The following is a 24,597-nucleotide window of genomic DNA, read 5'->3' as shown; positions in this document are numbered from 1 at the left end:
GCACGGATAAGTCCCCGACGATAAATGTGCCTTTGGGTCGCGGACGGTTTTCGAACGCCGCGGCCGCCTACTCACGGTTTGGTAATACCCGAACGAGCTACACGAGCGTGATAACCTGTGGTTCGGATGGCCGACGACGGACCGTTACTCGAGCAGCGCTTCGAGTTCGTCGAGTCGGTCGCCGTAGGTCGAGAGCGCGCGATCGATCGGGTCGGCACTGCTCATGTCGACGCCGGCGACCCGCAGGAGGTCGAGCGGATACTCGCGCGAGCCCTGCCGGAGGAACTCGCGGTAGGACGCGGCGGCGTCGCGGTCCGGTTCGCCGCCGGCTCCATCGGGAAGAATTCCGTCGACGATGGCCAGCGCGGCCGAGATGCCGGTCGCGTACTGGTAGACGTAGAACGCGCGGTAGAAGTGCGGGATGCGCATCCACTCGCGGGCGATGCGGTCGTCGACGACCGCGGGCTCGTAGTACTCGCCTTTGAGTCCGCCGTAGAGTTCGTCCAGCCGATCCGGGGTGAGCGGTTCGCCCGCCTCCTCGAGCCGGTGGGCCTCGTGTTCGAACTCTGCGAAGAGGGTCTGCCGGTAGAGCGTCGAGCGGACGCGCTCTAAGAACTCGTTCAGGACGTGCGTTCTGAACTCGGGGTCCTCGACGGTTTCGAGGAGGTGGTTCGTGAGCAGGGCCTCGTTGACGGTGCTTGCGACCTCGGCGACGAAGATTTCGTAACCCGAGTAGACGAACGGCTGTTCGTCCTTCGTGAGCTGGGAGTGCATCGAGTGGCCGAGTTCGTGGGCCAGCGTGTACATCGAGGTGATGTCGTCCTGGTAGTTCATCAGGATGAAGGGCTGGGTGTCGTAGGTGCCGCTGGAGTAGGCACCCGACTGTTTGCCCTCGTTTTCGTAGACGTCGACCCAGCGCGAGTTCAGTCCCTCGTCGACGCGGGACTGGTACGGGTCGCCGAGCGGTTCGAGCGCGTCGACGACGTACTCGGCGGCCTGATCGTACTCGACAGTTGGCCCCTCGTCGCCGGTCAGCGGCATGTAGAGGTCCCACATCTGGAGGTCGTCGACGCCGAGGGCCCGGCGCTTGAGTTCGGCGTGGCGGTGGAGTTTGTCGAGGTTGTCGTTGACGCTCTCGACGAGCGTATCGTAGACCTCGACGGGAACGTTGGGGCCGTCGAGTGCGGCCTCGCGCGCCGTGTCGTAGTTGCGCGCTCGCGCGGTCTTGACGTCCGCCTTGACGCTGTTTTTGTAGGTCGTGGCCACGGTGTTTCGCATCGACTGCCACTCGTCGAAGTAGTTCTCGTACACGCGCCGGCGGAACTCGCGGTCGGGTCGCTTGAGCAGGTTCGTGAAGTTGCTCTGGGTGATCTCGACTTGGTGGCCTTCAGCGTCTTCGGCCGACGGGAAGGTCATGTCCGCGTTCGAGAGCATGTTGTACACGTCGCTGGTCGCGCCGGTGACCTCGCTCAGATCCGCGAGCAGTTCCTCAACTTCCGCCGAGCGGGTGTGGGGTTTCATCCGAAGCACGTCGTCGACGTAGTGGTCGTAGGTCGCCAGCTTCGGTTCCGCTTCGACTAGCTCGTCGAACGCTTCGCGGGTCAGCTCCTGGAGTTCGGGATCGATAAAGGAGGCCGCAGACTGGGCGTCGGCCGCAAGCGACTGCGCGCGGGCTGCAAGCGCCTGGTACTGCTGGTCGGTCGTATCTTCGTCGCGGCGCATGCGGGCGTAGGCCGCGACCGTCGACACTTCGCGCATGACCGAATCGCGCAGTTCGAGGACGGACAGCAGCGTTTCGGCGTCGTCGGTCGTCTGCCCTTCGTAGTGCTGTAACTCCTCGACGCGCTCGGCGACCGTCTCGTAGGCTTCCTCCCACTCGTCGTCGCTCGCGTACACGCTCTCTAGGTCCCAGGTGTACTCCTGGTCGATCTCGGACCGCTCTGGAACGGAACTCATAGCCGCGGTTTCGGAACGAAGGTGGTAAAGGGTATCGAACCCCGTATCTGACGACACCGATTCGGCGGTTCCTGCGGCCGCACGTGCGCTTTTGTGCGTTCGAGTGAATGTCCCGGTATGGACGACCGCGACCCGCAATCGCCCGACGAGAGACCGGCCGGTCGGAAACCGACCACCCTGCTCGAATCGGCAGCGATCGAACGGGCGATCGGCCGCGCCTGGACCGACGACCGCCCTTGGAACCTGCTGACGAACCTGACCGAACTCCCGAACCGAACGGGCGGCTCGCCCGGCGAACGCCGCGCCGCCGAGTTCGTCCGCGACGCGCTCGCCGACGCCGGACTCGAGGACGTGCGACTCGACGAGTTCGGGATGCGATACTGGAAGCGGGGGTCCTCGTCGCTCGCGGTCGACACCGAGGGGCCGTCGGGCGAACGAGCGTTCGAGACGGTCGCGCTCCCGTACTCGCCGGCGGGTGAACTCGCGGGACCGCTGGTCGACGTCGGCTACGGCACGCCGGCCGAAATCGAGGCGGCGGACTTGGAGGGCGCGATCGCGGTCGCGAGTACGACGACGCCCGGTTCGCAGCGGTTCGTCCACCGGATGGAGAAGTACGGGCACGCGGTCGAGGCGGGGGCGGCGGGGTTCGTCTTCGCGAATCACGTCCCCGGACAACTGCCGCCGACTGGAGCTCTCCGATTCGACGGCGAAGCGGAGATTCCCGCGGTCGGCGTCAGCGCCGAGACCGGCGACTGGCTCGGCGAGTACGCGGGTCGGAATCGGGACGCTCGCCTTCGCGTCGACGCCGAGACGACCGCCGGCACGAGTCAGAACGTCCGCGGGACCCTCGGTCCCGCCACCGACGAGGCGGTGCTCGTCCTCGCCCACTACGACGCTCACGACGTCGGCGAAGGGGCACTCGATAACGGCTGCGGTATCGCCACCGTCGTCGGCGCAACGGCGATGCTCGCCGCCATCGCGGACGAACTCGACTGTCGAGTCCGAATCGCCGGCGTCGGCTGCGAGGAGATCGGGCTTCTCGGCGCGGAAGCGCTCGCGGACGACCTGCATCCGGCACCGGCGTCGATCCGCGCCGTGGTCAACGTCGACGGTGCCGGTCGGTTCCGAGACCTGCAGGCGTTTTCGCACGGCTCGGGTGAACTCGAGGACCTCGCGGACGCGGTCGCGACCGACGCCGGCCAGCCGATCGTCCACGAACCGGACCCGCACCCGTTCAGCGACCATTGGCCGTTCCTGCGAGACGGCGTGCCCGCGCTCCAACTCCACAGCGAACCGCCCGCGGGCGGCGAGCGCGGCCGCGGTTGGGGGCACACGGCGGCCGACACCCGCGACAAGGTCGACCCGCGAACGCTGCGCGAACACGCCATCCTGACGGCGTTGCTGGTGCGCGAGTTGACGGCGACGGAAATCGCGCGGGTCGACGAGACTGAACTCCGCGAGCGCCTCGAGGCGCAGGCGTACGAACCGGGGATGCGCGCGGCCTCGATCTGGCCGACTGGGTGGGAGTGAGCGGCCACCGGTCACCGCCGACGACGGACGAATCGTTACCCGCGGAGTTCGACGTCGACGGCGGTCCGGACGGCGCGCGCAACGCCTAACATCGCGAGAAAACAGCCGACGAAGACGATCGCGACGAACAGGAGGACCCCGAGTGCAATTGCTGGCGGGTTCGGATAGGAAAGCAGCGGCGCGACGACGGCCTGCGACCCGAGGACGACGATCACGATCCCGGCCGCAACGCGAATCGACGCGCGCCAGTACGCACCGTACTCCTCCGGAGAGAGTTCCATGATTCGACGTGTGAACCGCGGCATAAAAAGGGTCCGTCGTCTCGGCGGTCCCGGCGGCCTCGCCGGCCCCGCGTCCACCGCGGCGTGATACCTCCGGGTTACTGGAGGCCGTCCGCGACGGTTCGCGCCACCCGCGAGCCGGTGTGTCGCTCGATCCGTCTCGTCTCGAACACCGCCCGCGCGCTCTCGGCCGCCTGCGAATCCACCTCGAATTCGAGTTCAGGATAGCGCACGTCAGTCAGGACGAGTGGCTCCGGCGGTGCCGGGGCGATGCCCTCGTGCCCGGGCAACGGCTCGGGGCCGAGCGCGCGCTCGACCTTTTCGAGCGGTGCGTCGCCGGTGCCGACCGCCCATGCTAGCGAGACGAGTCGGCGAACGAGTTCGCGAGAGAACCCGCCGGCGGTGACGGTGATGACGATGAACTCGGCGTCCCGCGTTGCGGTCAGCGTCGGGGATCGCTCCGTGTTGTGGTCGTCCGGCGTGAGGTTGTGGAAGTCGTGATCGCCGGAGAGGGCGTGGCAGGCGCGCTGGAATCGGTCGTCGTCGACGGCGCGGTCGGGGTCGCCGGTGCTGTCGGCGGTGCCCGACCGCCGTGGTGCGTCGTCCGCGGGCGGTGCGTGCAACTGGTAGGTGTACTCGCGCCGGCGCGCGTGGTGGGTCGCGTGGAACTCGTCGGGGGCGTCGGCGGCCGCCCAGGCGCGGATGTCCGCGGGGAGATCGCTGTTCAACGCCCGCGGGGTGAGCCAGTCGGGCGCGTCGAACGCGACCGTCTGGGCGAGCGCGGAAACGCCCGCGTCGGTTCGTCCGGCGGCGGCGTAGCCCGCCGGTTTGTCGGCCTTGGAGGCGAGGACGGAGAGCGAGCGTAGCGCGTCGAAGAGATCGTCCTCGACGGTGGCCACGTCGGGCTGGCGCTGGAAGCCGTGATAGGCGGTGCCGTCGTAGGCGAGTCGAAACGCGCGCATCGCTGGTAGGTCGAGTGAACCGCTCGAGCGGGTTAGCGTCGTCGACTACGAGGCGATCGGCGACCGGAATACATTTCAACCAACCTGAATTTTGAACGCGTATGCGCCGCCCATCATCGTCCTCTCGGAGAGCGTTTCTCACCGGAACCGCGGCGGCCGGAACGGTCGCGCTGGCGGGTTGTTCGACCGTCTTCAGCGTACTTCCGGATCGAGCCGCGTACGGTCGCACTCGACGGCGGGAGATCCCCGACGTTCCCCCGGCCGTCGAAACCACGACCGCGTCTCTCGAGGAAACCGCCGACGAAATCGCCGATCACGCCGCGTCCGGTCTCGCGGCCTGGGACCGGATGGAACCACCCGCTGAACGGACTACGATCACCGGGCGGCAACTCGAGACCGCCGCCGAGTTCGCCGACGCGCTCCCGACGGAGCCGCCGGTCGTCAGTACGGTCGAGTCGGCGGGGTATCACCTCTCCCAGGCGGCGACCGCGGAGGCGTACGCGCGGTCGCGCCTCGACGAGTTCGACGCCGATCCGACCGCGGGCGTCGCGGACGGGCTCGAAGAGACGGCAGCGGTCACGGAGCAGTTCACCTACGAGACGGCCGATATCGAGACGTTCCTCGCCTACGGTCGGTCCGTCGAGTACAGTCTATCGCAGGCTGAGCAGGGGCTCTCGCGCCGGCAAGAGACGGATATCGAATCCCACGGCAAAACGAGCCGTGCCGAACGGGTCGCGCGGGTGTACGGCGACGTCCAGCGGAGTCGCTTGCGCGTTCGCGATGCGAAGGCCTACCGCGACGCGCTTCGCGAACGAGATACCGGTGGCTCCGACATTCGTAACTCGCTGGCCGAAAGCCGTGCCGAACTGAACGAACGGATTCGCGACCTCCGGGACGACCACCAGGAGTGGGAGACGCGCCTCGACACCGCCGAGTTCGCCGACGATCGACGCGACGTTCACTCGGCGCTGTACTCGCGTTCGTCCGCCGGACGATCGCCCACCAGTACCGCCGACAGACACGTCGAGAACGGATACGAAGTCCACGGTACCGTCACGCTCGCGCTGTCCTGGCTCCGGCTCGCAGCCGCGCGCGACGAACGCGAGCGCATCGAAACCGACGGAACGGACGAACTCGATCCCACCCCGATCGACGAGGCCAAACGGGAGGCGCTGGACCGACTCGAAAACCGGCTCGAAACCGACCCGAAGCCGCTCGCACGGCTGTTCCTCTCGGAGAGCCGAGACCTGCTCGCCGCCGGGGATCGGGGGCTCGAACGCCGTTCGTCGACCACCGACGAGGAACGGCGCTGGGAACTCGCGAACGGGTACGCCCGATATCTCCTCGCGAGAGGGATGCTCGACCGGATTCCAGAGGCGGTCGCCCTCCTCGCCGACGGAAGCGTGACCGAGTGAACATCCTGAACTCGTCTCCGGACGGCGGGCGACCGGCGTTTTATCCCTTCCCGGTGCCGACCTCTCCAGTATGTCCCGACCAGTGTTGCTCGATACCGACCCCGGCTGCGACGACGCCGTCGCGATTCTGGCGGCGCTCGCTCGCGACGACCTCGATGTCGTCGGCCTCTCGACCGCCCACGGGAACGCCGCCGTCGACGACACGACGGCCAACGCCCGCGCGATCCTCGAACTCGTCGACCGAACCGACATCCCCGTCGCGAAGGGCGCAACGCGTCCGTTGACCGTCGACCTCCGGACCTCGACGGATATTCACGGCCCCGGCGGCATCCGCGGCGATCTGCCCGAACCGACGGCCGCGACCGCCCCCATCGACACGCACGCCGCGCAGTTCATCGTCGAGCAAGCGCGCGAGCATGCGGGCGACCTCACCCTCGCCGCAATCGCGCCGCTGACGAACGTCGCCCTCGCGCTCGCGCTCGAACCCGACCTCCCCGACCTGCTCGACGAACTCGTCGTCATGGGCGGCGCTGCGTTCAGCCAGGGGAACGTGACTCCGCTCTCCGAGGCCAACTTCCACACCGACCCCCACGCCGCGGCCCGCGTCGTGCAAGACCTCTCGCCGACGATCGTCGGCCTCGACGTGACCAGAACCGCCACGCTCCCGCCGAACCTGCTCGACTCGCTCCCGCGGGACGACCCGATCGGCCGCTCGATCCGGGAGTGGCTCACCTACTACGACGCGGACCGGTTAGCGAAATACGGCATCGAATCGGCCGCCATCCACGACGCGCTCGTTATCGCCGCCATCGCCGACCCCGCCGTGCTCGAGACGAACGCCTACCACCTCGAGGTCGCCACCGACAGCGACCTCGCCCGCGGCGCGCTGGTCTGTGACGGACAGGGTCTCACCGACGCGCCGCCGAACGGGTCGGTCGCGACCGACGCCGACTACGACCGCTTTCGCGACCTCGTCGTGAACTCGCTCGAGCAGTACCTCCATCCCGCACCGACGGCCGAGTAGAGAACCGGTTCGTGGATTGGAACAGAACGAGTGCAATGCAATGCTATCGGCGGGTCGTGAGTATGCCAGCGCTGCCGTGTTATTGTGACCGGTCATCGACGGCAGCGTCACCGGTATATCCGCGGCGTCGAAATGCTGGAACCGGTCGAACGACGCCGAAATAGAGCCGGTTGACGGCGATTCCGGCCGCAAGACCGAGGAGCAGCCACGGGATGGCTTCGAGTACGAGCGCGTCGGTGATCGTCAGCCAGACGAGGACGGCGATGGCCAGGATGCCGACGGCGCTCAGCAGCCACTGTCCCGCCCGCCCTCGGTCCGCGGCGGCGCTAAGCACGCCCGTGACGAGGGCGGCGGCGACGCCGACGGGCCACCAGTCGAACTCGAACGCGACCACGCCACCTAGCAGCAGACAGACAACGAGATTCGAGAGGGCGAGCATCAGATCGAAGGTGACCACGCGTTTTGCGGGCTCAGGATCCGTCTCCATACGCCATCAGTGCGTTGCTCGTAGTTAAAATACAGCAAAGAGACACGATAGCGTCTCGTTAGCACCGAAACGGCCGTTCCGACCGCCGAACGATGCGTTTTCCATGCGAGCGGACGAACGCAATCCCGGCCATCTTGGACTCGTCGAGTTCGTATCGGTCGACGTCTGCTGAATCGCGGTCCACCCGATAGACCGTCCCGTCGTCGGTCATCGCATCGAGCGCCTCGCGAACTCGAGAGTCGGTGAGATCGCACGCGTCGGCGAGTTCGGTGACGGTCTTCGGCTCGGGGTCGGATTTCAGTTCTTCGGCGACGAGGTGGGCGTGGCTCAGCACGAGCATCCCTCGGTTGTGCTCATGTCTTCGTCCGCAGTCGCGGACGGCGTGTGGTCGGGGCGGCCGAGTTGCGGGCATTGAGGAGGAACCAGACGCCGATGAGGGCGGTCAGGGCGGGGAACCAGGCGGGCAGCACGGCGGTAACGGTTTTCGCATGGATGCCAAAAATAGGGCTTTTCAACCCCTCGTGTGTATTAGTACCATGGGGTTAAGTGGCACGAAGACGCCGATCGACGATATAGCGTACCTTGCACGATCCGAACACCGTGCGCCAACGCTTATCGCGCTCACGGTTCGTCCTCGAAGCCGGTCCGAACTCTGGGAGATGACCGGCGTTTCGGAGTCCACGATCAGACGGACGCTCAGCGAGTTCGAAGATCGCGATTGGGTTTACAGGGATGGATATCAGTACGCGGTGACACAACTGGGTGCCTTCGTTGCGTCAGCGATGGCGGATGTGATCGACCGAGTCGAAACCGAACAGAAGCTACGTAACGTTTGGCGCTTGCTTCCGGGTGAAGAAAGCGGTTTCACCATCGACATGTGCTCGGATGCAACCGTAACGGTCGCTGACCCCGAGGACCCATCCCGGCCGATCACCCGTTTCTGTTCGCTAATCGAGGAGACGGATCGATTGCGGTTTACCGGCCTCGACGTTGCCATGCTCGATTCGTGTAAGAACGAACTCTGCCGGAGAGTTATCGATGGGATGGAAACAGAGCTCATCAACCCGCCGAGGGTGGCCGATTACATTCGCTCGGACTGCCCGGATCTGTTCTCGGAGGCATTAGAGAGCGGCAATCTCGATGTCCGATTACACGATGGGTTACCGCCGTTTGGGGTCAGTATATGCGACGACCGAATCGCAATAATTGGGTACGGCACCGAGGGGGTTACGGTTCGAGTTCTTGTCGACACCGACGCGACAGACGCGCGCGAATGGGCGGAATCAACCTTCGCTTCCCACCGACGAAAGACGCCAACACTCCCTCTCGAAAACGATCTTTGATACGGACTGCTGTAAGTCGTTTCCGGCGCAACCGCAGGACGGGCGCGGTTGCACCGGTAAATCGTTACAGCAGACCGTATGAGGCGGTGATCGGACCGGTTGGTGTTCTTTTCCCTTGCTCCACGGGACCCACCAGCCGGATGAGAGGCGAGACCATCGGGCCCCCGGAGGACAGTAGGTAGCCGTTCGTAGCGGAACCAAGAGGTAGCTGTGACGGGTCCCGCCGTGTTTCCGGTCACCTCGCTTGCAATGACGACGCGGTTTTTCAGCACCTGATCGATCGGCAACGACTGCGGAACTCGCAGACTCCACACGGGCTGTTGCCTGCTGCGCACACGGCATGAGGTAGCTATCTAACCTTGTGGCACGTTACCACGAATGCCGCAAGGCAACTGAGACACAATGGTAGACGCGTACAAACTCGACTGTGAATCGGAAGCCGGCGATTGCCGCTTTATCATCCAGTCGGAGAACGAACTCGAAGCGGTCGAACTGGCCAAGAACCACATGCAGGAGGACCACGGACGGGACTACTCGGACGACGAACTCCGAGAGGAGCACCTCCAGGTGGTCTGATCCATGACATCCGAACGAGAGGTCACCCACGGGGTCGACACCGAGGAGTTCGCTGCGTTCGCGGAACACGCCGCCGAGAATCCCGAGGAAGTCCGGCTCGGGCTACGCGCCCGGTCGACCTACGAGGGGACCTGTGCCCACAGTCTGGCGACGATAGACTCGTACGATCTCGGCGGCGAGACGATCGAGCGCGACACCCGCGCGTACACGATCCCGTACGGCGGGTGGAAGGAAGTGCTAGAGGCCGGCGGCTGGGCCGGGGCGACGGATCGAATGGAGCCGATCGAGGTTGCGCTCTCCGCGCTTGCCTCGTGCATCAACGTCGGCATTACCATCAACGCCGTCGCAACCGGCGTCGACATCGATCACCTCGAGACGCGCGTTCGCACCGACTTTGACCCCGGCGTCCTCTTCAGTGTGGAGGATCTCGGGAACGCCGACACGGTGTTCGAAAACTTGATCGCCGAGATCGAGATCGAGAGCCCCGACCTCGACAAGGATGAGGTCGACGAGTGGGCTCGGCGGGCGCCAGTCTACACGCTCGTCTCGCTCGAACAGGACGTCAACCTCACGGTGAATACGCCTGCTGAGGTGGGTGCCGACGACTGAGGTGGGGACAAATGGCAAACTCACTCGATGTCGATAAACTGGAACAAGCGGTGAAATCAGTCTACGAGGATGTCGCGGAGGACTCCGACGAAGAGTATCACTTCGAGATGGGGCGAGAGCTGGCGGAACGTCTCGGGTATCCGCCGGCGCACCTCGATCAAATTCCCGTGGCGGCGATGGAATCGTTCGCCGGCGTTGGGTACTACTTCGATCTCGCTGCTATCGAGGACGGAGACGACGTCCTCGATCTCGGCAGTGGATCGGGCACGGACGCGTTCGTCGCAGCGCTTCACACGGGGAACGCCGGAAGCGTGACCGGCTTAGACATGACGGACCAGCAACTCGAGAAGGCTCGCACGTTGCGCGACGATGCGGGAATGGAGCACGTCTCGTTCGAGCACGGCTACATCGAGGACGTTCCCTTCGACGATGGGACCTTCGATGTCGTCATCTCGAACGGGGTCATCAACCTCTCACCGGACAAGCCGCAGGTGTTCGAGGAAGCCCATCGGGTGCTCGCCCCCGGCGGTCGGCTTGCCATCTCCGATATCATCAGCGAGGAGCTACTGCCGGAGAGCATCAAAAACGACGAAGACCTCTGGGCGGCCTGCATCGGCGGGGCCGAGCAGATCGACCGGTATACGACGTCCATCGAAGCGGCTGGCTTCTCGGTGACAGACGTCCGAGAAAACACGCAGTACGAATTCGTCTCGGAGCGGGCGGCGAACGCGTGCCAGAAGTACGGCGTCAAGAGCATCTCACTCGGGGCGACCAAATAATCACCATGACGACGAATCACCCGGTCGCGGACGAACAGGAAGAACAGGTCCAAATTGAGTCGCAACTCCGGAACGGAGCGCTGTTGATGGCACTCGCCGGAATCGCGTTCGTCGGTTACGGCGTCGTGTTTCTCGTGATGAATTTCGTGGGGGATGGCTTCGAACTCGGCGTCAGTACGCTGGATGGGATGACGAGCGCCGAACTCGATCCGACGGTGGCGTACTACATCAGTCACCTCCACGTCGCCACTGCCGCGTTCATAATCTCGACGGGCATCGCCATCACGGGCCTCTCGTGGTACGGCGTGCGCCAGCGACTCACCTGGGCGTGGACGACTGCGATCGTCACAGCTGTCGTCGGCCTGGCGCTCGCGTTACCGATGCATTGGACGGGAAATGCGTTCTCCCACGATTGGGTGACGCATCTCGGACCGATCTACCTCGCGACGATCGTGTTCATTGTCGGGGTTGTGTTGTCGTACCGAGGAGTTCACACCGCGTAGCTGATCTGACCGATCCATGTTTTCGCTTATCGGTTCACCAGCGTTCGTCGTACTGCATACGGGCCATAGCGTGACCCTTGTAGAGTACCTGTTCCGGGTCTTCGTGTCCCTGCTAGCCTTCGGTGGTATCGGCGTCACCATTTTCTGGGGCGTCCGAACGATCGGAGCCGTCCATTCGAAGGTCAGCAGGCGCGGAGACATCAACGAGAATGAGCCGTAAATCGCAGTTTAGTGGACCGGCACGGGAAGCCACCGACACGGTCGACTCACCGCCGACAAGTCCTGCTCCCGAGGCCCGGCGGACGGCCCCGCTGGCCTGCCCGGTTGTCTTCGTGTTCGTGCCGTCCCGTACGCACTCGCCCGCCGCACCTTCGTCTGGGTGGGGCCCGACGCTACTACTGGCAGTCGAAATTCGACGTGGAAACTATTGATACTGCCGGACAAAACTATTCACACGTCGATCGCACTCGAACGGCCGTCGCCACAAGCGACGATCCGTGAGACGCGATCGAGTGTTCACTGACTTTTGTCCGGCAGTATGAGTAACGCAGAGTGGGGATACCTGTTACACCGGCCGATACAGAATGGACCGTCTCGTGCTGAATACGCGCGGTGTATCGTTCCATGGCGTCAGGGAAACAGATCATAGTTTATAGATCGCGGCGTTCCACCCTTCCCCTGACGGCTGAAGCTCGAATCCACAGAAACTCTCCCCTTCTGACGACCCGTATAACACCAGCCGAGACGCGGGAAATCTCCCAAGACGGTCGGGCCGGGAAGGTGCACATCGGGCCATCACGATATCGTGAAACACCTGCAAGTTCCGGGCTGGTGACCTTCCCCATGTGAAGCGGAGATACGCTATCCATGGCGGAGCAAACCCAGCGTGAGTCGAATTCGGGTGAATCGGAGTCACATTCTACGGTTCGGAACGTCGTTCTCGTCGTTCTCGATACGGCACGGGCGCGGCGAGTCGCCGGAGACTGGGGCCAGACCGATGAGAACGAATGGGACGAGAATAACGGGGCCGCAGCCACCCACGATCGGACGACCCCGGAACTGCACCGGCTCGCCGAAACGGGAACGACGTTCGAGAACGCGTTCGCGACGGCACCGTGGACGCTTCCCTCCCACGCCTCGATGTTTACCGGGCTCTACGCCTCCGAGCACGGCACCCACGGCGACCACACGTATCTCGATTCCGACCTGCGGACGCTCCCCGAGGCGTTCGACGACGCCGGCTTCGAAACGATCGGCGTCTCGAACAATACGTGGATCACCGAAGAGTTCGGCTTCGACCGCGGCTTTGACGACCTGCGCAAGGGCTGGCAGTACATCCAGTCAGAAACCGACATGGGGACCGTCGTCCGCGGCGAGGACCTCCACGAGAAGCTTCGGGCGACCCGTAACCGCCTCTTCGACGGCAACCCGGTCGTCAATGCGGCGAACATCCTCTACAGTGAACTCTTCCAGCCGGCGGGCGACGACGGGGCGTCCCGCTCGGCGGACTGGGTCGAAAACTGGCTCGCCACCCGCGACGACGACCGGCCGTTCTTCCTGTTCTGTAACTTCATCGAACCCCACGTCGAGTACGACCCGCCGCGCGAGTTCGCGGAGCGATTTCTCCCCGCGGATGCGACCTACGAAGAGGCGACCGCGATCCGACAGGACCCGCGCGCCTACGACTGCGAGGACTACGAGATCACCGACCGCGAGTTCACGCTGCTCCGCGGCCTGTATCGCGCGTCGCTGGCGTACGCCGACGCGCAGGTCGGCCGGCTTCGGGAGGCGCTCGAGACGAACGACGAGTGGGAGGACACGCTCGTCGTCGTCTGCGGCGACCACGGCGAACACGTCGGGGATCACGGATTCTTCGGTCACCAGTATAACCTCTACGACACCCTGCTCAACGTCCCGCTCGTCTGTCACGGTGGCCCCTTCGTCGGTGGCGACCGCCGCAGTGAACTCGTGCAACTGCTCGACGTGCCGCTGACGGTGCTCGAAGCCGCCGGCGTCGACGACCCCGAACTGCGCGAGCAAGCGACGGGCTACTCGCTGTATCCCGGCTCGAGGCCGGACGCGCCCTCGGCCGGAGCGACATCGGCAACGACGACCGCCGCGACCGGGACGCCGAAACCGGACGCGACGGCACCCGCGGCGGCACCGAACTCGCGGGACGCCGTCTTCGCCGAGTACGTCGCTCCGCAGCCCTCGATCGATCGGCTCGAAGCGCGGTTCGACGACGTTCCGGACCGCGTCCGCGAGTTCGACCGGCGGCTCCGGGCGATTCGGACGAGCGAGTACAAGTACGTCCGCGGCGACGACGGCTTCGAGCGGCTCCACCACGTCGAAACCGATCCGCACGAACGGACGGACATTTCGGACGCGGAACCGGAGACGGTTCGGCGACTCCGCCAGCGCCTCGAGGACGAGTTCGAGCCGCTCGGAGAGTCGGTTTCGACAGGCGAGGTGGCGATGCGAGAGGGAACGAAGGAACGACTCGCGGATCTCGGCTACCTGTAGCGTGGCCCCGCAAATCGAGCGCGAGTCGGCCGCGAACACCGATCGATCGAACCAGCAGACGGCGAACGACATGTCAGCTACTGAGCCACACTCGGGGTCGGAGCACGACGCCGACGGATTCGTCGACTTCGTTCGTGCCTACACCAAGACGTGGGTTCACGCGCTCGCCGCTGCGGCGTTGACCGCCTTCGGAACGCTGACGGTCGTCAACCGCTGGTTCGCTGCGCTTGCACTCGCCGCCTATCTCGTCCCGCTCGTCGTCCTCTACGCCCGCTGGCGCAGGACGGGCGGTGAACTCGGAATGGGGCCGGGTGCTGCTGATCAGTCCGCAAGCCGTTCCGTGGCGCAATCGATGGACGATCAGCAGCCCCAGAGCCAGGAGGACGAGCCGGCCGCTGTGTCAGCGTCGGTGAACGAGAATGTGAGTGATGCTGCGACTGCTCCGGATACCGATGAAACTGCGAGCGACAGTACACCTCACGAACCGGCAGTCGACGCCGGTACAGCGCCGGACGAAGAGCAATCGACGGCGGACGTGCCCCGTTCTCGTCCGGATCGAGACGTCGAATGGACCACCGCCGACGCACCCACCGAGGCACCGCTCTCCGACGTAGCCATCACTGACGCCGGGCACAGCTATGCCGTCGGCGACGGTGGCGTCGTCCTTGCCAGTTCGAACGCCGGCGACTGGCGCACCGTCCTCGAAGACGGCCCCGCCGCCGCCGGCAACGATCTTGCCGGCGTCGCCGCAACCGACGACGGCGATGCCGTCTGGATCGCCGGCGACAGCGGGACCGTCGCCCGGATCGATACCGCCACCGACCGCCACACCGACTACACGGCTCCGACCGGAATCACCGACAACTGGCTCGGCATCGCCGTCGGCGGCGACGCCGGAACCGAGACGATCCTGCTCAGCAACGGCTCCGGGGAACTGCTCTGCGGGCGCTACCGACGCGATCCGACCGGTACGGACAACGCAACGAGCGGGCCCGGTGAACTCGCGTGGGACGAGCCGCTCACCCCCGGCAGCGGCTCCAGTCTGAGCGGCGTCGACCTCGCCGACGACGCGATGGGCTACTGCTGTGACACCAACAACGGCGTCTTCGAGACGACCGACGGCGGCACGTCGTTCTCCCGAATCGGCCTCGACGATGCGGCGGGGACGTTCACGGACATCGTCGCGGCTACCCCTGCCAGTCCGTCGCCGGTACCGGTACTGGTCAGCGCCGACGACGGCGTCGTCCACCGATACGACGGCGCGACCTGGACCCCAGAGCGCGTCACGGATACCGCAGTGACCGGCCTCGCAGTCGGCGGCGAGCGACTGCTCGCCTGCACCGACGACGGAGCGGTGTTCGAACGGCAACTGAACTCGACCGAGTTCAGTTCTGCGACTGGGATAGCCGACTCGCTGCGGGCGGTTGCGGTCGGGCCGCCGCGAGCGGTCGCCGTCGGTAGCGACGGCGCGATCGTGGAGCGCCAGCACTGAACGGGTCTCGAGATCATGGAAGGCCCGGCATACGCCCGAGTACGGGTTGCTTTCTCCCGGTGGCTGACGGCGCTGTACCGGTTCAGCGGTGGGTCTCGCTGTATCGCCTCGCGTCTCCGTACGGGAGCGGCGACTCCCTGCGAGTACCGTAGCGACGACATAACATTTCCACCCGAGGTCGACGGCCCACTATGAGATCGAACGCCCCGGGTGAGTGCCAGTCGGTCGTCGTACCAGGGATTACCGCGCCGAGTTCAGTTGCGTGTGTTCGATCGCTCGCTCGGCGCGGGATTCGGACGATCGTCGTCTCGAGCGACGAGCGGACGCCAGCCGCGAAATCGCGGTACTGCGACGAGGCGGTCGTCGTGCCGTCTCCCTACGAGGATCTGCTCGCCTATCGGGATGCGCTGCAGGCGCTTGCGATGCGGCCGGACGTGCGGACGATAATTCCGGTCAGAGAGCCCGACGTGTACGTCCTCTCGAAGTACCGCGACGAGTTCAGCGAGCATATCGGAACGCCCTGGCCCGAGATGGATACGCTCGCCAGGGCGCAGGACCGGGTTGAACTCTTCGAGGCGGCGGCGAACGCGGATGTCGGCGCGCCGGAGACGGTGTTGTGTACGGAGCTTCCGGAATCGGGCGAGTGGATCGTCAAGCCGCGGTACTCGGTACTGGGCGACGAGTATCTCGACCGGTACGGCCCGGAGACGTGTATCGCGCCGCCATCGACGCGGTATCTGGAAACGGAGAACGACGGGACGGCACCCGGCACGGTGGCGGCCGCGGCTGCGACTGCCGGCGCGACGGCGACAACGAGTACGACCGGGACGACCCGGACGGCTATCGACGTGAACGAAAGCGTCGAGGACGGTTCGTCGAACGCGGATACGGCCGTCGACTCGACCGGCGAGCGCGTTTCGACGACGAGCAGTACCGTTACGGCGTCGTCCACGGCTACCGAGAGCACGGCCAGTACCAGTTCCAGTACGACCGAGACGAGCGCGAGCGCCAATACCAATACGACCACCAGTACGAGTACGAATACGAATACGAACACGAACACGAACGCGAACAGCGGGACCGCCGACGCACCCTCCCTCGAAACGCTCCGAACCGAGATGGGACACACGCCGATCAGGCAGGAATACGTCCCGACGACGGACGAGTACGGCTTCTTCGCCCTCTACGACCACGGCGAGCCGGTCGCCACGTTCCAGCACCGCCAACGCCGGGGCTACAGCTACGCCGGCGGCCCGAGTTCCTACCGCGAATCGGTCTGGATTCCCGAACTCGAACGCGCGGGACGTGCCCTGCTCGATCACCTCGAGTGGCACGGCCTCGCGATGGTCGAGTTCCTTCGCGACGAGGAGACGGGCGAGTTCAAGCTGATGGAGGTGAACCCGCGGTTCTGGTCGTCGCTGCCGTTTTCGGTCCAGACGGGGGCCGACTTTCCCTACTACTACTGGCTGCTCGCGGGCGACGAGCGCGAGCGGATCGACCACGACTACGAGGTCGGGATCGGCGGCCACCTCGTCCGCGGCGAATTGTTACACCTCTACTCGATCCTGACGGCCGACGTGCCGCTGGTCGAGAAACCGCCGTTCCGGACGGCGTTGTGGGACATCTGCCGGTCGATGGCAACCGAGCGCCGGTGTGATTATCTCAGTCGTGACGACCCGCGGCCGTTCGTTCGGGATCTCGCGAACGCGGCGACCGAGTTCGATCCGCGGTAGCGATCGCGCGGCCGGTTCCGGGTCGATCAGACGCCGAGAGCGAGCGTCGATCGAGAGCGGAGAGACACCGTTATTTGGCTCGCCGCGCGAGATCCGTTGTGGACGACGATGCCGAACGGTCGACGGCCAGCCCTACCCCCGGACCGAGCCGCTGTCGACTCTGCGGGACGGCACTGACGCCCGCCGAGAGCGACAGTGACGAGCAACCGACCCACAGCAATGCCACAGCCACGAACACCTTCTGTTCGACCGGCTGTCGGCAGATCGACGAGACGCTCGATGAGCCAACCCCTGGCGACGAAGCCGGTCAGCCCGCCGCCGGCTCGACGCCCAGCATCGAGACCGCAGACGACTCCGCGGCCACGTCCGCCGACGCCCCAGCACCCGACCGAACCTTCCTCCGCGTCGACGGCATGTACGCCGCCACCTGCGAACGCTACCTCGAATCGGTCGCGAAATCCCAGGACGGCGTCACCGACGCCGCCGCGAGCTACGTCACCGAAACCATCCGCATCGATCACGACCCCGCCCGCAGCTCCGCCGCCGAACTCGAGGCGGCACTGACGACGACCGGCTACACAGCCTACCGCCGCGAAGAGGCCTCGAGCGACGACGAGACCGGCGGCACGCGACGCTCGCGCGAGATGTCCGGGCTGCGAAAGCGACGGACGGACGATATGCTCGAAGTTCGGTACGTCATCGGCATCGTCTTCGGATCGTTCCTGCTCATCCCCTACGCCGCGCTCCTGTATCCGACGTACCTCGCCTCGGTCTTCGACTGGCGAGTCCTCGCCCTCTACGACGAGGCGTTTACCGGATTCGGCGGCCTACTCTTTTTGCCGCTGTTTTTCACCGTCACCGGTGCCGTCCTCTATCTCACCGGCATGCCGCTCTTACGGGGTGCCTACGTCAGCCTCAAACACCGCCAGCCGAGCACCCAACTGCTCGCGTCGCTCACCGTCGTGAGCGCCTTCTGCTACGGCACCATCGCCTTCGTCTCCGGTCGCAACGACCTCTACTACGACCTGACGATCATCGTCGCCGCCATCGTCATGGCCGCGCTCTTCTACGAAGCGACGGTCAAGCGCCAGGCCATGGACCGGCTCACCGAACTCACGATCTCGCAGGTCGACACGGCCCGCGTGTTCGACAGCGCCGGTTCGGAGACCGGCTCCGACCCCGCCGACCCCACCGCCGCTGCGACGACGGCCGCCGACCCCGATACATCGACGCAGCACACCCGGACCGTCCCCGTCACCGACCTCTCCGCCGGCGACCGAGTCCTCGTCCGAGCCGGCGAACGCATCCCCGTCGACGGCGAACTCGTCGCGAGTTCGTGTACGGTCGACGAAGCGGTCGTCACCGGCGAGTCGCTCCCGATCTCGAAAACCCCCGGCGACGCGGTCGTCGGCGGCTCCGTCGTCACCGGCGACGCCGCGATCGTCGCCGTCGGCGACCGAACCGACAGCAGCATCGACAGGCTCACTCGAACCGTCTGGAACCTCCAGAGCGCAGCCCACGGCATCCAGCGGCGCGCCGACGAACTCGCGGCGATCTTCCTCCCGATCGTGCTCGGCGCTGGGGCACTCGTGGGCGCCTGGAACGTCTTTCACGGGAACGGACTCGCGTCAACAACGACGGTACTGGCCGTGCTCCTGACGATCATGGTGGCGAGTCCGTGGGCGCTCGGCCTCGCAACGCCCTACTCGATCGCGTCGAGTATCCGCGAGGCCATGGACCACGGTATCGTCGTCTTCGACGAAACCGTCTTCGAGCGATTGCGAGAGATCGATACCGTCGTCTTCGATAAAACCGGGACGCTGACGACGGGCGAGATGACGGTACTCGAGGCCGATGGCTCGCCGGCTCTGCTTCGAGCGGCCGGCCGACTCGAACGACACGCATCCCACCCGGCCGCCGCGGCGATTACGGCGGCGTTTGCGTCGAATGGAGGCCCCGGTTCCTCGGGTTCCCCGGACGCCCCGAACGCGGTCGACGACTCGGCATCCGACGGCGGCACGGTCGACGATTCGACGCGTTCACGAGACGAGAGAGAGTCCACCGACCCCACCGACCGTCCCGATCCCACCGACTCCGCCGGCGACGAGTTCGTCCGCGAGTTCACCGATCACGGCAACGGCGTCTCGGGCGTCGTCGACGGCGACCGCCTCCTCGTCGGCCACCCCGACCTGTTCGGTGACCGCGACTGGGACCTCGATCCTGAACTCGCGGAGCGAGCGAGCGACGCACGCGAGGCGGGGAATCTCCCGGTCGTGATCGGCCGGAACGGTCGCACCGAGGGCCTCGTCGTCGTGGGTGACGAAGCCCGGGACGACTGGGAAGAAACCGTCACGGCCCTCTCCGAGAGCGGCGTCTCGGTCGTCGTGCTCACCGGCGACGAGGGCCGCTCCGCTGACGCGTTCGCCCGCCATCCGGGCGTCGACCACGTCTTCACCGGCGTCCCGCCGGACGGCAAAACCGAAGCCATTCGCCGGCTCCGGACCGACGACCGCGTCGCGATGGTCGGCGACGGAACGAACGACGCCCCGGCGCTCGCCGCGGCGGATCTGGGGCTCTCGCTCGGCGGCGGCACGGCGCTGGCCTCCGACGCGGCCGACCTCGCCATCGTCGACGACGACCTCACCGGCGTCGAGCGCGCGTTCGCACTCGCGCGCGCCGCCCGCCGCCGCGTCGTCCGGAACCTGGCGCTCGCACTCAGCTACAACGCCATCGTCGTTCCGCTCGCCCTGGCCGGCCTCCTGAATCCGCTGTTTACCGCCGTTGCCGTCGGCGTTTCCGCCGGCCTGATCGTGCTGAACTCGTCGCGGTCGCTGCTTCCGGCGTAGGACGGCTTCCGAACTCGGTGGACTCGGACACGAGATGCGGACGAACGGCCAGCACTGGCCAATTACTCGAGTTCAACTGGCGCGCCGCAGGCGGGACAGACGAGTTCGGCCTCGTCGTCGTCGCCGATTCGCAGGTGGTCGCGGTCGCAGTCGGGACAGGTGACGTTCCGATCCTCGAGTACGGGAATGCGCGTGACCCGCACGTCCTCGCTGTCCCGGGGCGCGCCGAGCGCGAGCGCGACGACGCGGTCGTCCGAGTCGTTCCGGCCGGACTGGAACTCGCCGGGGGCGAACCGGACGGCCTCGAACTCACCGACGACGAGTTCGTGTTCGTCGCCGGCCGCGCTCTCGACTGCCGCGTCGGCGGCGCGGTCGCGTTCGATCTCGAACGTCGCTTCGCCGGCGAGCACGACGAAGACCTCCTCCTGATCCATATGCGTGTGCACCGACCCGCTGAATCGTTCGCCGGGGTCGAGAACGTAGCGCGTAATCGCGAGGTGCTCGGTCCCGAGCGGGACCGCGAGTTCGCGTCGATCCGAGTGATAGTCGGTCGAGCGCGGATCGATATCGTCGATCGAGACGTGCTCCATACCGGGCTGTTCACGAGCGCTCGCCATGAACTCGGGGGCGGTCCGGCGAGTCGGTAGCGGCGTCGGGTCCGACTCCGATTTTCGTCGGGTCCCGGAGACGCCCCGCCACCTCTTTGCTCGTCGGCGGATTCAGATCCCCACATGTTCCACGGCGAGGAGTTCTGGCTCGTCCGGCTACTGTTCCAGCGGGGGCTCGCGCTGTTGTATCTGCTCGCCTTTCTCGTGGCCGCTTTCCAGTTCCGCCCGCTGGCCGGCGAGGACGGCCTCCTGCCGATAGAGTGGTACGCCGAGGGCGCGTCGTTCCGCGAACGGCCGAGCCTCTTCTATTTCGTCCCGACCGATCGGGCGATCGGCTTCGCAGCCTGGAGCGGCGTCGGCCTCGCTGCGCTGGCGCTGCTCGCCGTGCCCTACTGGGTGCCCGATAGCTACGCCACGCCCGCGTCGATGGCCCTGTGGACCGCAATGTGGCTGCTCTACCTCTCCTTCGTCAACGCCGGCCAGACGTTCTACGGCTACGGCTGGGAGTCGATGCTGCTCGAAACCGGCTTTCTCGCCATCTTCCTCGGTGCCGGCTCCGTCGCGCCGCCGTTTCTCATCATCCTGTTGCTCCAGTGGGTACTCTTCCGAAACATGTTCGGCGCGGGGCTGATCAAACTCCGCGGCGACGACTGCTGGCGGGACCTCTCCTGTATGGACTCCCACTACGAGACCCAACCGATTCCAAACCCCGTCAGCTGGTTCGCCCACCACCTCTCGAAACGAGTTCACCGCGTGGAGACGTTCGGTAACCACGTCGTCGAACTCGCGGTGCCGTTTCTCTACTTCGCACCGCAGCCCGCCTCGGCGCTGGCCGGGCTCGCCACGATCGGCTTTCAGGGGTGGCTGATGGCCACCGGGAATTTCGCCTGGCTGAACGCGATCACGATCGTCCTGGCGATTCCGACGTTCAGCGACGGCGTGCTCGCGGCCGTCCTCCCGCTTTCCGCGCCGGCGGCTGCCGCGACGCCGCTGTACCTCCAGGCGCTCGCCGTCGTCGTCGCGCTCGTCGTGGTCGCGATGAGCATCCGTCCCGTCGAGAACATGCTCTCGGAAAGTCAGACGATGAACACCGCCTTCGATCCGCTACACCTGGTCAACACCTACGGGGCGTTCGGCTCCATCACGCAGACGCGCTACGAAATCGTCATCGAGGGGACGACCGACGAGGAGATCACCGACGACACGGTGTGGCGCGAGTACCGGTTCAAGGGGAAGCCGACAGATCCCGAGCGCCGCCCGCCCCAGATCGCCCCGTACCACCTGCGCCTGGACTGGCAGCTCTGGTTCGCCGCGATGGCCCCGACGCCGCGTCGCCACCCCTGGTTCCTGCGATTCCTGGGCAAACTCCTCGAGGGCGACGCGGAGACGCTGTCGCTACTCGCCGAGGACCCGTTTGCCGGCTCCGAACGGCCGGCCCACGTCCGTGCAGTCCGGTATCGCTACCGGTACACGACGCCCGAGGAACGCGCCGAAACCGGCCGGTGGTGGCACCGCGAGCGCGTCAGTTCCTACGTCCACCCCGTCTCGCTGACCGACGTGCGACGGCGAGCGCCCGGCTGGTCGGCGGACTAACGGCGTCCCGAACCGGACTCATACGGACTGCTGTAAGTCATTTCCGGCGAAATCGCAGGGCGGGCGCGGTTGCGCCGGTAAATCGTTACAGCAGACCGTATCACGCGTCGCTCCCCTCGGCGTCAGGAGTCCCGTCTCGCTGGCGGGGTCTTCGAGACGATTTTGCCGAAGAGGTCGCGGTTGTTCGCCACCACCTGGTAGCCGCGTTCGCGCAGCCGATCGTACTCCTCGAAGTGCCGGAGAAACTGGACGAACTCGCGCGCCGGACCGTCGATATCGGAGCGAAGGAAAGCCTGCTCGATCGAGGCACCACATGAGTAGACGCCCTCTTCGGTAAGCAGGTGCGAGCAGTCCTCGTAGCTCTCGGGGAGTTCGGCCCGCAGTTCCGGCGTCAGGTCGCTGAACCCGACGAGCCGGATCGATGACCGTTCCGAGAGGTGGTCCGCCCACCAGGTACAGAACCCGCAGTCGTCGTCGTAGACGAGCGTTGGTCGCTCCATACCCGGACACACGTCCCGTATCCACTAACGTTTACTGCGGCGTCGGTCCGAAGCCGGCCGTCTCCGGCACGCCGGCGACGCACCGAACCGTCGAGTTCACTTCGCGTCGACCCCAACATCCATTCCCCTTACCCGCGAATACCGGCCCGAGAGAGCGATGGAACGGTTCGTCACCCTCATCGTCGCCGGCGGGCTCTGTCTCCTCGCCGGCCTCTGGCTCGCCGAACTCGTCGCGGTCGGCTCCCCGCCCTGGATCGCCGGCGCGGCGCTTGCGCTCTGTGGCACCGTCGCCATCCTCGCCGGAATCCGGCGCGAACTCACCGTCTCGCCGTTCGCGTGAGTCCGAACTGTCGGCGAGCGCGGTGTGACGGTGACAGTGCACCACCCCATCGTAGCGGTCGACAGCGCTCGGCGGGACTCGCGACGCGGACCGCCAGAACACTCTTTGTGGCCCCCTCCGATGCAGCCCCATGAGCAGCGCGGCTCGCCCGCTCTCGGAACCGCAGGTCCTCGCCCACGCCAAGCAACGGCTCTTCCCCGCGGCGAGCGACCGGTCCTACGTCGTGGCCGACACCCAGTTCGCACGCGAGGAGTGGCTCCCCGGCCAGCCCATCGATCCCGCCGTCCGCGACCGACTCGCCCCGTTCAACCACGTCGAAATCGGCGGCGGCTTCCCTGACCTCGTCGGCGTGCACGAACTCGGCGAACTCGATCCGGAACTGCTGGCCGTCGACCGCCTCGGTGACGACCCGCCGCTGCTCGCCATCGAAGCCAAGGGGTACGCGAGCGGCGGCGTCGACACCCAACGTGGCATCGTCCAGGCCTACGACCGACTCCACGAGGCCAACGCGGCGTACCTCGCCGCCCCGGTAGAGGCGATCACGGACACCGATCGAACGCTCGCGCGAGAGCTGAACGTCGGCGTCCTCGGCGTCGACACCACGGGAGCGGTCGACGTGCTCGAATCCCCGCGCCTCGTCGGGAACCGGACTGCGACCGAGGCCTCGGCGCTACGATTTCAGGCCAGCGCCCAGGGCGTCGCAGAGAACTCCTTCGGGCTGAACCACCCGAAGAACTACCTCGGCTACCCGCTCGCCCACTACGCCGACGGCGACACCGCGAGCCTCCTCTCCGAGTTCAACGTCGTCGGAGCGGTCCGAGACGCCAGGCGCGGGGCCGCGTTCCTCGGGCTGATCGAGGACCGCGAACGGGTCGCGCTGACCGCCCTCGGCGAGGAGGTGATCCGCTTCGGGAAAGCCCACTGTGGCTCCGTCGAGGCGGCGCTCGAGACGTTCTCCGACTGGTATCGCTCGCGAAAGCGGTTCGTCGACCTCGCGCCGGCCTGGGGACAGTTGGCCCGCCGCGTTCTCTTCGAATACCCCGCAACGGAACTGCTCGTCAACGAACTCCAGACGATGCACGACGACTGGATTCCCGAGCCGTCGCTGGTCGACCTCGTGATCCACCTCCACGAACTCCACCCGACGTTCGCCGTCGAGTTGTTCGTTCGCGGCGACGAGGCGGTTCGCCGGCGGGTGCTGACCGCCGAGGGCGACCTCCAGCGCGCTGAACTCGAGGATGGCGACATCTACCACTCGCCGACGGTGTTCCAGTTGAAGACGATGCTCTACCACGTCGGCATTCTCACGGCGAACGGGACGGAACCGCACCGACTCGACCCGACCGCAGATATCTGGGCGCTTCGCGAGCCCGTTTGAGCGCTCGTGCGCTCGGATCGGTCCGTACGATCGAGCGGGCACCGAAGCGACAATTGATGCTATCCATAGCTGTTGCGAAGCCGTACTAAACACGGAGAACACATGTAACAATAGTTTCT

23 protein-coding genes are annotated in these 24,597 nt (G+C 66.1%); 16 read left to right on the top strand and 7 right to left on the bottom strand.

Features of this window, described 5'->3' with window-relative positions:
• Window positions 1–144: 144 nt before the first annotated feature.
• Complete coding sequence (pepF, locus tag C480_RS10815; RefSeq protein WP_006665653.1) at window positions 145–1,956, bottom strand: oligoendopeptidase F; 1,812 nt, start codon at window positions 1,954–1,956, stop codon at window positions 145–147.
• 117 nt (window positions 1,957–2,073) lie between these two features.
• Here pepF and C480_RS10810 point away from each other — a divergent pair, with 117 nt between their 5' ends.
• Entirely contained in the window at window positions 2,074–3,486 is a 1,413-nt protein-coding gene (locus C480_RS10810) for a M28 family peptidase (RefSeq protein WP_006665652.1), read from the top strand.
• A gap of 35 nt (window positions 3,487–3,521) precedes the next feature.
• Here the strand turns inward: C480_RS10810 and C480_RS10805 are convergent, their stop codons facing one another.
• Together C480_RS10805 and truA are read right to left on the bottom strand one after the other, a co-directional pair.
• Window positions 3,522–3,767 (bottom strand): hypothetical protein, encoded by a 246-nt coding sequence (locus C480_RS10805; RefSeq protein ID WP_049903574.1) that lies wholly within the window; start codon window positions 3,765–3,767, stop codon window positions 3,522–3,524.
• A gap of 98 nt (window positions 3,768–3,865) precedes the next feature.
• Window positions 3,866–4,729 (bottom strand): tRNA pseudouridine(38-40) synthase TruA, encoded by an 864-nt coding sequence (gene truA / locus C480_RS10800; RefSeq protein ID WP_006665650.1) that lies wholly within the window; start codon window positions 4,727–4,729, stop codon window positions 3,866–3,868.
• 101 nt (window positions 4,730–4,830) lie between these two features.
• Here truA and C480_RS10795 point away from each other — a divergent pair, with 101 nt between their 5' ends.
• Complete coding sequence (locus C480_RS10795) at window positions 4,831–6,144, top strand: hypothetical protein (protein WP_006665649.1); 1,314 nt, start codon at window positions 4,831–4,833, stop codon at window positions 6,142–6,144.
• A 70-nt stretch (window positions 6,145–6,214) separates the two neighbouring features.
• Window positions 6,215–7,168, top strand: a complete 954-nt coding sequence (locus C480_RS10790; RefSeq protein ID WP_049903572.1) for a nucleoside hydrolase — start codon at window positions 6,215–6,217, stop codon at window positions 7,166–7,168.
• 79 nt (window positions 7,169–7,247) lie between these two features.
• Here the strand turns inward: C480_RS10790 and C480_RS10785 are convergent, their stop codons facing one another.
• Together C480_RS10785 and C480_RS10780 are read right to left on the bottom strand one after the other, a co-directional pair.
• Window positions 7,248–7,655 carry a hypothetical protein gene (locus tag C480_RS10785; RefSeq protein ID WP_006665647.1) on the bottom strand — a complete coding sequence of 136 codons (408 nt, stop codon included), beginning with the start codon at window positions 7,653–7,655 and terminating at the stop codon, window positions 7,248–7,250.
• 58 nt (window positions 7,656–7,713) lie between these two features.
• On the bottom strand, window positions 7,714–7,995 hold the full coding sequence (locus tag C480_RS10780; RefSeq protein WP_006665646.1) for a hypothetical protein: 282 nt from the start codon (window positions 7,993–7,995) through the stop codon (window positions 7,714–7,716).
• Window positions 7,996–8,191: 196 nt separating this feature from the next.
• Between C480_RS10780 and C480_RS10775 the strand changes: the two genes are divergently transcribed.
• The 10 genes from C480_RS10775 (at window position 8,192) to C480_RS10735 (ending at window position 20,059) form a co-directional block, all read left to right on the top strand.
• A complete protein-coding gene (locus C480_RS10775; RefSeq protein ID WP_006665645.1) occupies window positions 8,192–8,998 on the top strand; it encodes a helix-turn-helix transcriptional regulator in 807 nt (268 codons plus the stop codon).
• Window positions 8,999–9,400: 402 nt separating this feature from the next.
• The gene (locus C480_RS22210) at window positions 9,401–9,574 is read left to right on the top strand and encodes a DUF1059 domain-containing protein (protein WP_006665644.1); all 174 of its coding nucleotides are present in this window, start codon (window positions 9,401–9,403) and stop codon (window positions 9,572–9,574) included.
• 3 nt (window positions 9,575–9,577) lie between these two features.
• Entirely contained in the window at window positions 9,578–10,183 is a 606-nt protein-coding gene (locus C480_RS10770; RefSeq protein WP_006665643.1) for an OsmC family protein, read from the top strand.
• Between the two features lie 11 nt (window positions 10,184–10,194).
• A complete protein-coding gene (locus C480_RS10765) occupies window positions 10,195–10,962 on the top strand; it encodes a methyltransferase domain-containing protein (RefSeq protein WP_006665642.1) in 768 nt (255 codons plus the stop codon).
• A 5-nt stretch (window positions 10,963–10,967) separates the two neighbouring features.
• Window positions 10,968–11,465: a hypothetical protein gene (locus C480_RS10760; protein WP_006665641.1), complete on the top strand. Its 498-nt coding sequence runs from the start codon at window positions 10,968–10,970 to the stop codon at window positions 11,463–11,465.
• 70 nt (window positions 11,466–11,535) lie between these two features.
• Window positions 11,536–11,685 carry a hypothetical protein gene (locus tag C480_RS10755; protein ID WP_241433817.1) on the top strand — a complete coding sequence of 50 codons (150 nt, stop codon included), beginning with the start codon at window positions 11,536–11,538 and terminating at the stop codon, window positions 11,683–11,685.
• A gap of 647 nt (window positions 11,686–12,332) precedes the next feature.
• Window positions 12,333–13,988, top strand: a complete 1,656-nt coding sequence (locus tag C480_RS10750; RefSeq protein ID WP_006665639.1) for a sulfatase — start codon at window positions 12,333–12,335, stop codon at window positions 13,986–13,988.
• A 1-nt stretch (window position 13,989) separates the two neighbouring features.
• Complete coding sequence (locus C480_RS10745; protein WP_006665638.1) at window positions 13,990–15,480, top strand: sialidase family protein; 1,491 nt, start codon at window positions 13,990–13,992, stop codon at window positions 15,478–15,480.
• A gap of 191 nt (window positions 15,481–15,671) precedes the next feature.
• Complete coding sequence (locus C480_RS10740; RefSeq protein WP_006665637.1) at window positions 15,672–17,213, top strand: carboxylate--amine ligase; 1,542 nt, start codon at window positions 15,672–15,674, stop codon at window positions 17,211–17,213.
• Between the two features lie 98 nt (window positions 17,214–17,311).
• Entirely contained in the window at window positions 17,312–20,059 is a 2,748-nt protein-coding gene (locus tag C480_RS10735; RefSeq protein ID WP_006665636.1) for a heavy metal translocating P-type ATPase, read from the top strand.
• A gap of 62 nt (window positions 20,060–20,121) precedes the next feature.
• On the opposite strand, the gene C480_RS10730 is transcribed toward C480_RS10735, so the two are convergent.
• A complete protein-coding gene (locus tag C480_RS10730) occupies window positions 20,122–20,649 on the bottom strand; it encodes a cupin domain-containing protein (protein ID WP_006665635.1) in 528 nt (175 codons plus the stop codon).
• A gap of 141 nt (window positions 20,650–20,790) precedes the next feature.
• Between C480_RS10730 and C480_RS10725 the strand changes: the two genes are divergently transcribed.
• A complete protein-coding gene (locus tag C480_RS10725) occupies window positions 20,791–22,260 on the top strand; it encodes a lipase maturation factor family protein (RefSeq protein ID WP_006665634.1) in 1,470 nt (489 codons plus the stop codon).
• A 122-nt stretch (window positions 22,261–22,382) separates the two neighbouring features.
• Here the strand turns inward: C480_RS10725 and C480_RS10720 are convergent, their stop codons facing one another.
• Window positions 22,383–22,760, bottom strand: coding sequence for a DCC1-like thiol-disulfide oxidoreductase family protein (locus tag C480_RS10720; protein WP_006665633.1), 378 nt, complete (start codon window positions 22,758–22,760; stop codon window positions 22,383–22,385).
• Between the two features lie 157 nt (window positions 22,761–22,917).
• Between C480_RS10720 and C480_RS10715 the strand changes: the two genes are divergently transcribed.
• Together C480_RS10715 and C480_RS10710 are read left to right on the top strand one after the other, a co-directional pair.
• Window positions 22,918–23,100: a hypothetical protein gene (locus tag C480_RS10715; RefSeq protein WP_006665632.1), complete on the top strand. Its 183-nt coding sequence runs from the start codon at window positions 22,918–22,920 to the stop codon at window positions 23,098–23,100.
• A gap of 130 nt (window positions 23,101–23,230) precedes the next feature.
• Window positions 23,231–24,478 (top strand): hypothetical protein, encoded by a 1,248-nt coding sequence (locus C480_RS10710; protein WP_006665631.1) that lies wholly within the window; start codon window positions 23,231–23,233, stop codon window positions 24,476–24,478.
• Window positions 24,479–24,597 lie beyond the last annotated feature (119 nt).

This window comes from Natrialba aegyptia DSM 13077 (assembly GCF_000337535.1).
Classification (GTDB): domain Archaea; phylum Halobacteriota; class Halobacteria; order Halobacteriales; family Natrialbaceae; genus Natrialba; species Natrialba aegyptia.
The sequence above is the reverse complement of the archived record's forward strand: the minus strand, read 5'-3'. Positions and strand labels throughout refer to the sequence as shown.

What these genes read in the sequence shown, in the direction of transcription:
- pepF (WP_006665653.1), bottom strand. Translation starts at nt 1,956, where the DNA reads ATGAGTTCCGTTCCAGAGCGGTCCGAGATCGACCAGGAGTACACCTGG.
- C480_RS10810 (WP_006665652.1), top strand. Translation starts at nt 2,074, where the DNA reads ATGGACGACCGCGACCCGCAATCGCCCGACGAGAGACCGGCCGGTCGG.
- C480_RS10805 (WP_049903574.1), bottom strand. Translation starts at nt 3,767, where the DNA reads ATGGAACTCTCTCCGGAGGAGTACGGTGCGTACTGGCGCGCGTCGATT.
- truA (WP_006665650.1), bottom strand. Translation starts at nt 4,729, where the DNA reads ATGCGCGCGTTTCGACTCGCCTACGACGGCACCGCCTATCACGGCTTC.
- C480_RS10795 (WP_006665649.1), top strand. Translation starts at nt 4,831, where the DNA reads ATGCGCCGCCCATCATCGTCCTCTCGGAGAGCGTTTCTCACCGGAACC.
- C480_RS10790 (WP_049903572.1), top strand. Translation starts at nt 6,215, where the DNA reads ATGTCCCGACCAGTGTTGCTCGATACCGACCCCGGCTGCGACGACGCC.
- C480_RS10785 (WP_006665647.1), bottom strand. Translation starts at nt 7,655, where the DNA reads ATGGAGACGGATCCTGAGCCCGCAAAACGCGTGGTCACCTTCGATCTG.
- C480_RS10780 (WP_006665646.1), bottom strand. Translation starts at nt 7,995, where the DNA reads ATGCTCGTGCTGAGCCACGCCCACCTCGTCGCCGAAGAACTGAAATCC.
- C480_RS10775 (WP_006665645.1), top strand. Translation starts at nt 8,192, where the DNA reads ATGGGGTTAAGTGGCACGAAGACGCCGATCGACGATATAGCGTACCTT.
- C480_RS22210 (WP_006665644.1), top strand. Translation starts at nt 9,401, where the DNA reads ATGGTAGACGCGTACAAACTCGACTGTGAATCGGAAGCCGGCGATTGC.
- C480_RS10770 (WP_006665643.1), top strand. Translation starts at nt 9,578, where the DNA reads ATGACATCCGAACGAGAGGTCACCCACGGGGTCGACACCGAGGAGTTC.
- C480_RS10765 (WP_006665642.1), top strand. Translation starts at nt 10,195, where the DNA reads ATGGCAAACTCACTCGATGTCGATAAACTGGAACAAGCGGTGAAATCA.
- C480_RS10760 (WP_006665641.1), top strand. Translation starts at nt 10,968, where the DNA reads ATGACGACGAATCACCCGGTCGCGGACGAACAGGAAGAACAGGTCCAA.
- C480_RS10750 (WP_006665639.1), top strand. Translation starts at nt 12,333, where the DNA reads ATGGCGGAGCAAACCCAGCGTGAGTCGAATTCGGGTGAATCGGAGTCA.
- C480_RS10740 (WP_006665637.1), top strand. Translation starts at nt 15,672, where the DNA reads ATGAGATCGAACGCCCCGGGTGAGTGCCAGTCGGTCGTCGTACCAGGG.
- C480_RS10730 (WP_006665635.1), bottom strand. Translation starts at nt 20,649, where the DNA reads ATGGAGCACGTCTCGATCGACGATATCGATCCGCGCTCGACCGACTAT.
- C480_RS10725 (WP_006665634.1), top strand. Translation starts at nt 20,791, where the DNA reads ATGTTCCACGGCGAGGAGTTCTGGCTCGTCCGGCTACTGTTCCAGCGG.
- C480_RS10720 (WP_006665633.1), bottom strand. Translation starts at nt 22,760, where the DNA reads ATGGAGCGACCAACGCTCGTCTACGACGACGACTGCGGGTTCTGTACC.
- C480_RS10715 (WP_006665632.1), top strand. Translation starts at nt 22,918, where the DNA reads ATGGAACGGTTCGTCACCCTCATCGTCGCCGGCGGGCTCTGTCTCCTC.
- C480_RS10710 (WP_006665631.1), top strand. Translation starts at nt 23,231, where the DNA reads ATGAGCAGCGCGGCTCGCCCGCTCTCGGAACCGCAGGTCCTCGCCCAC.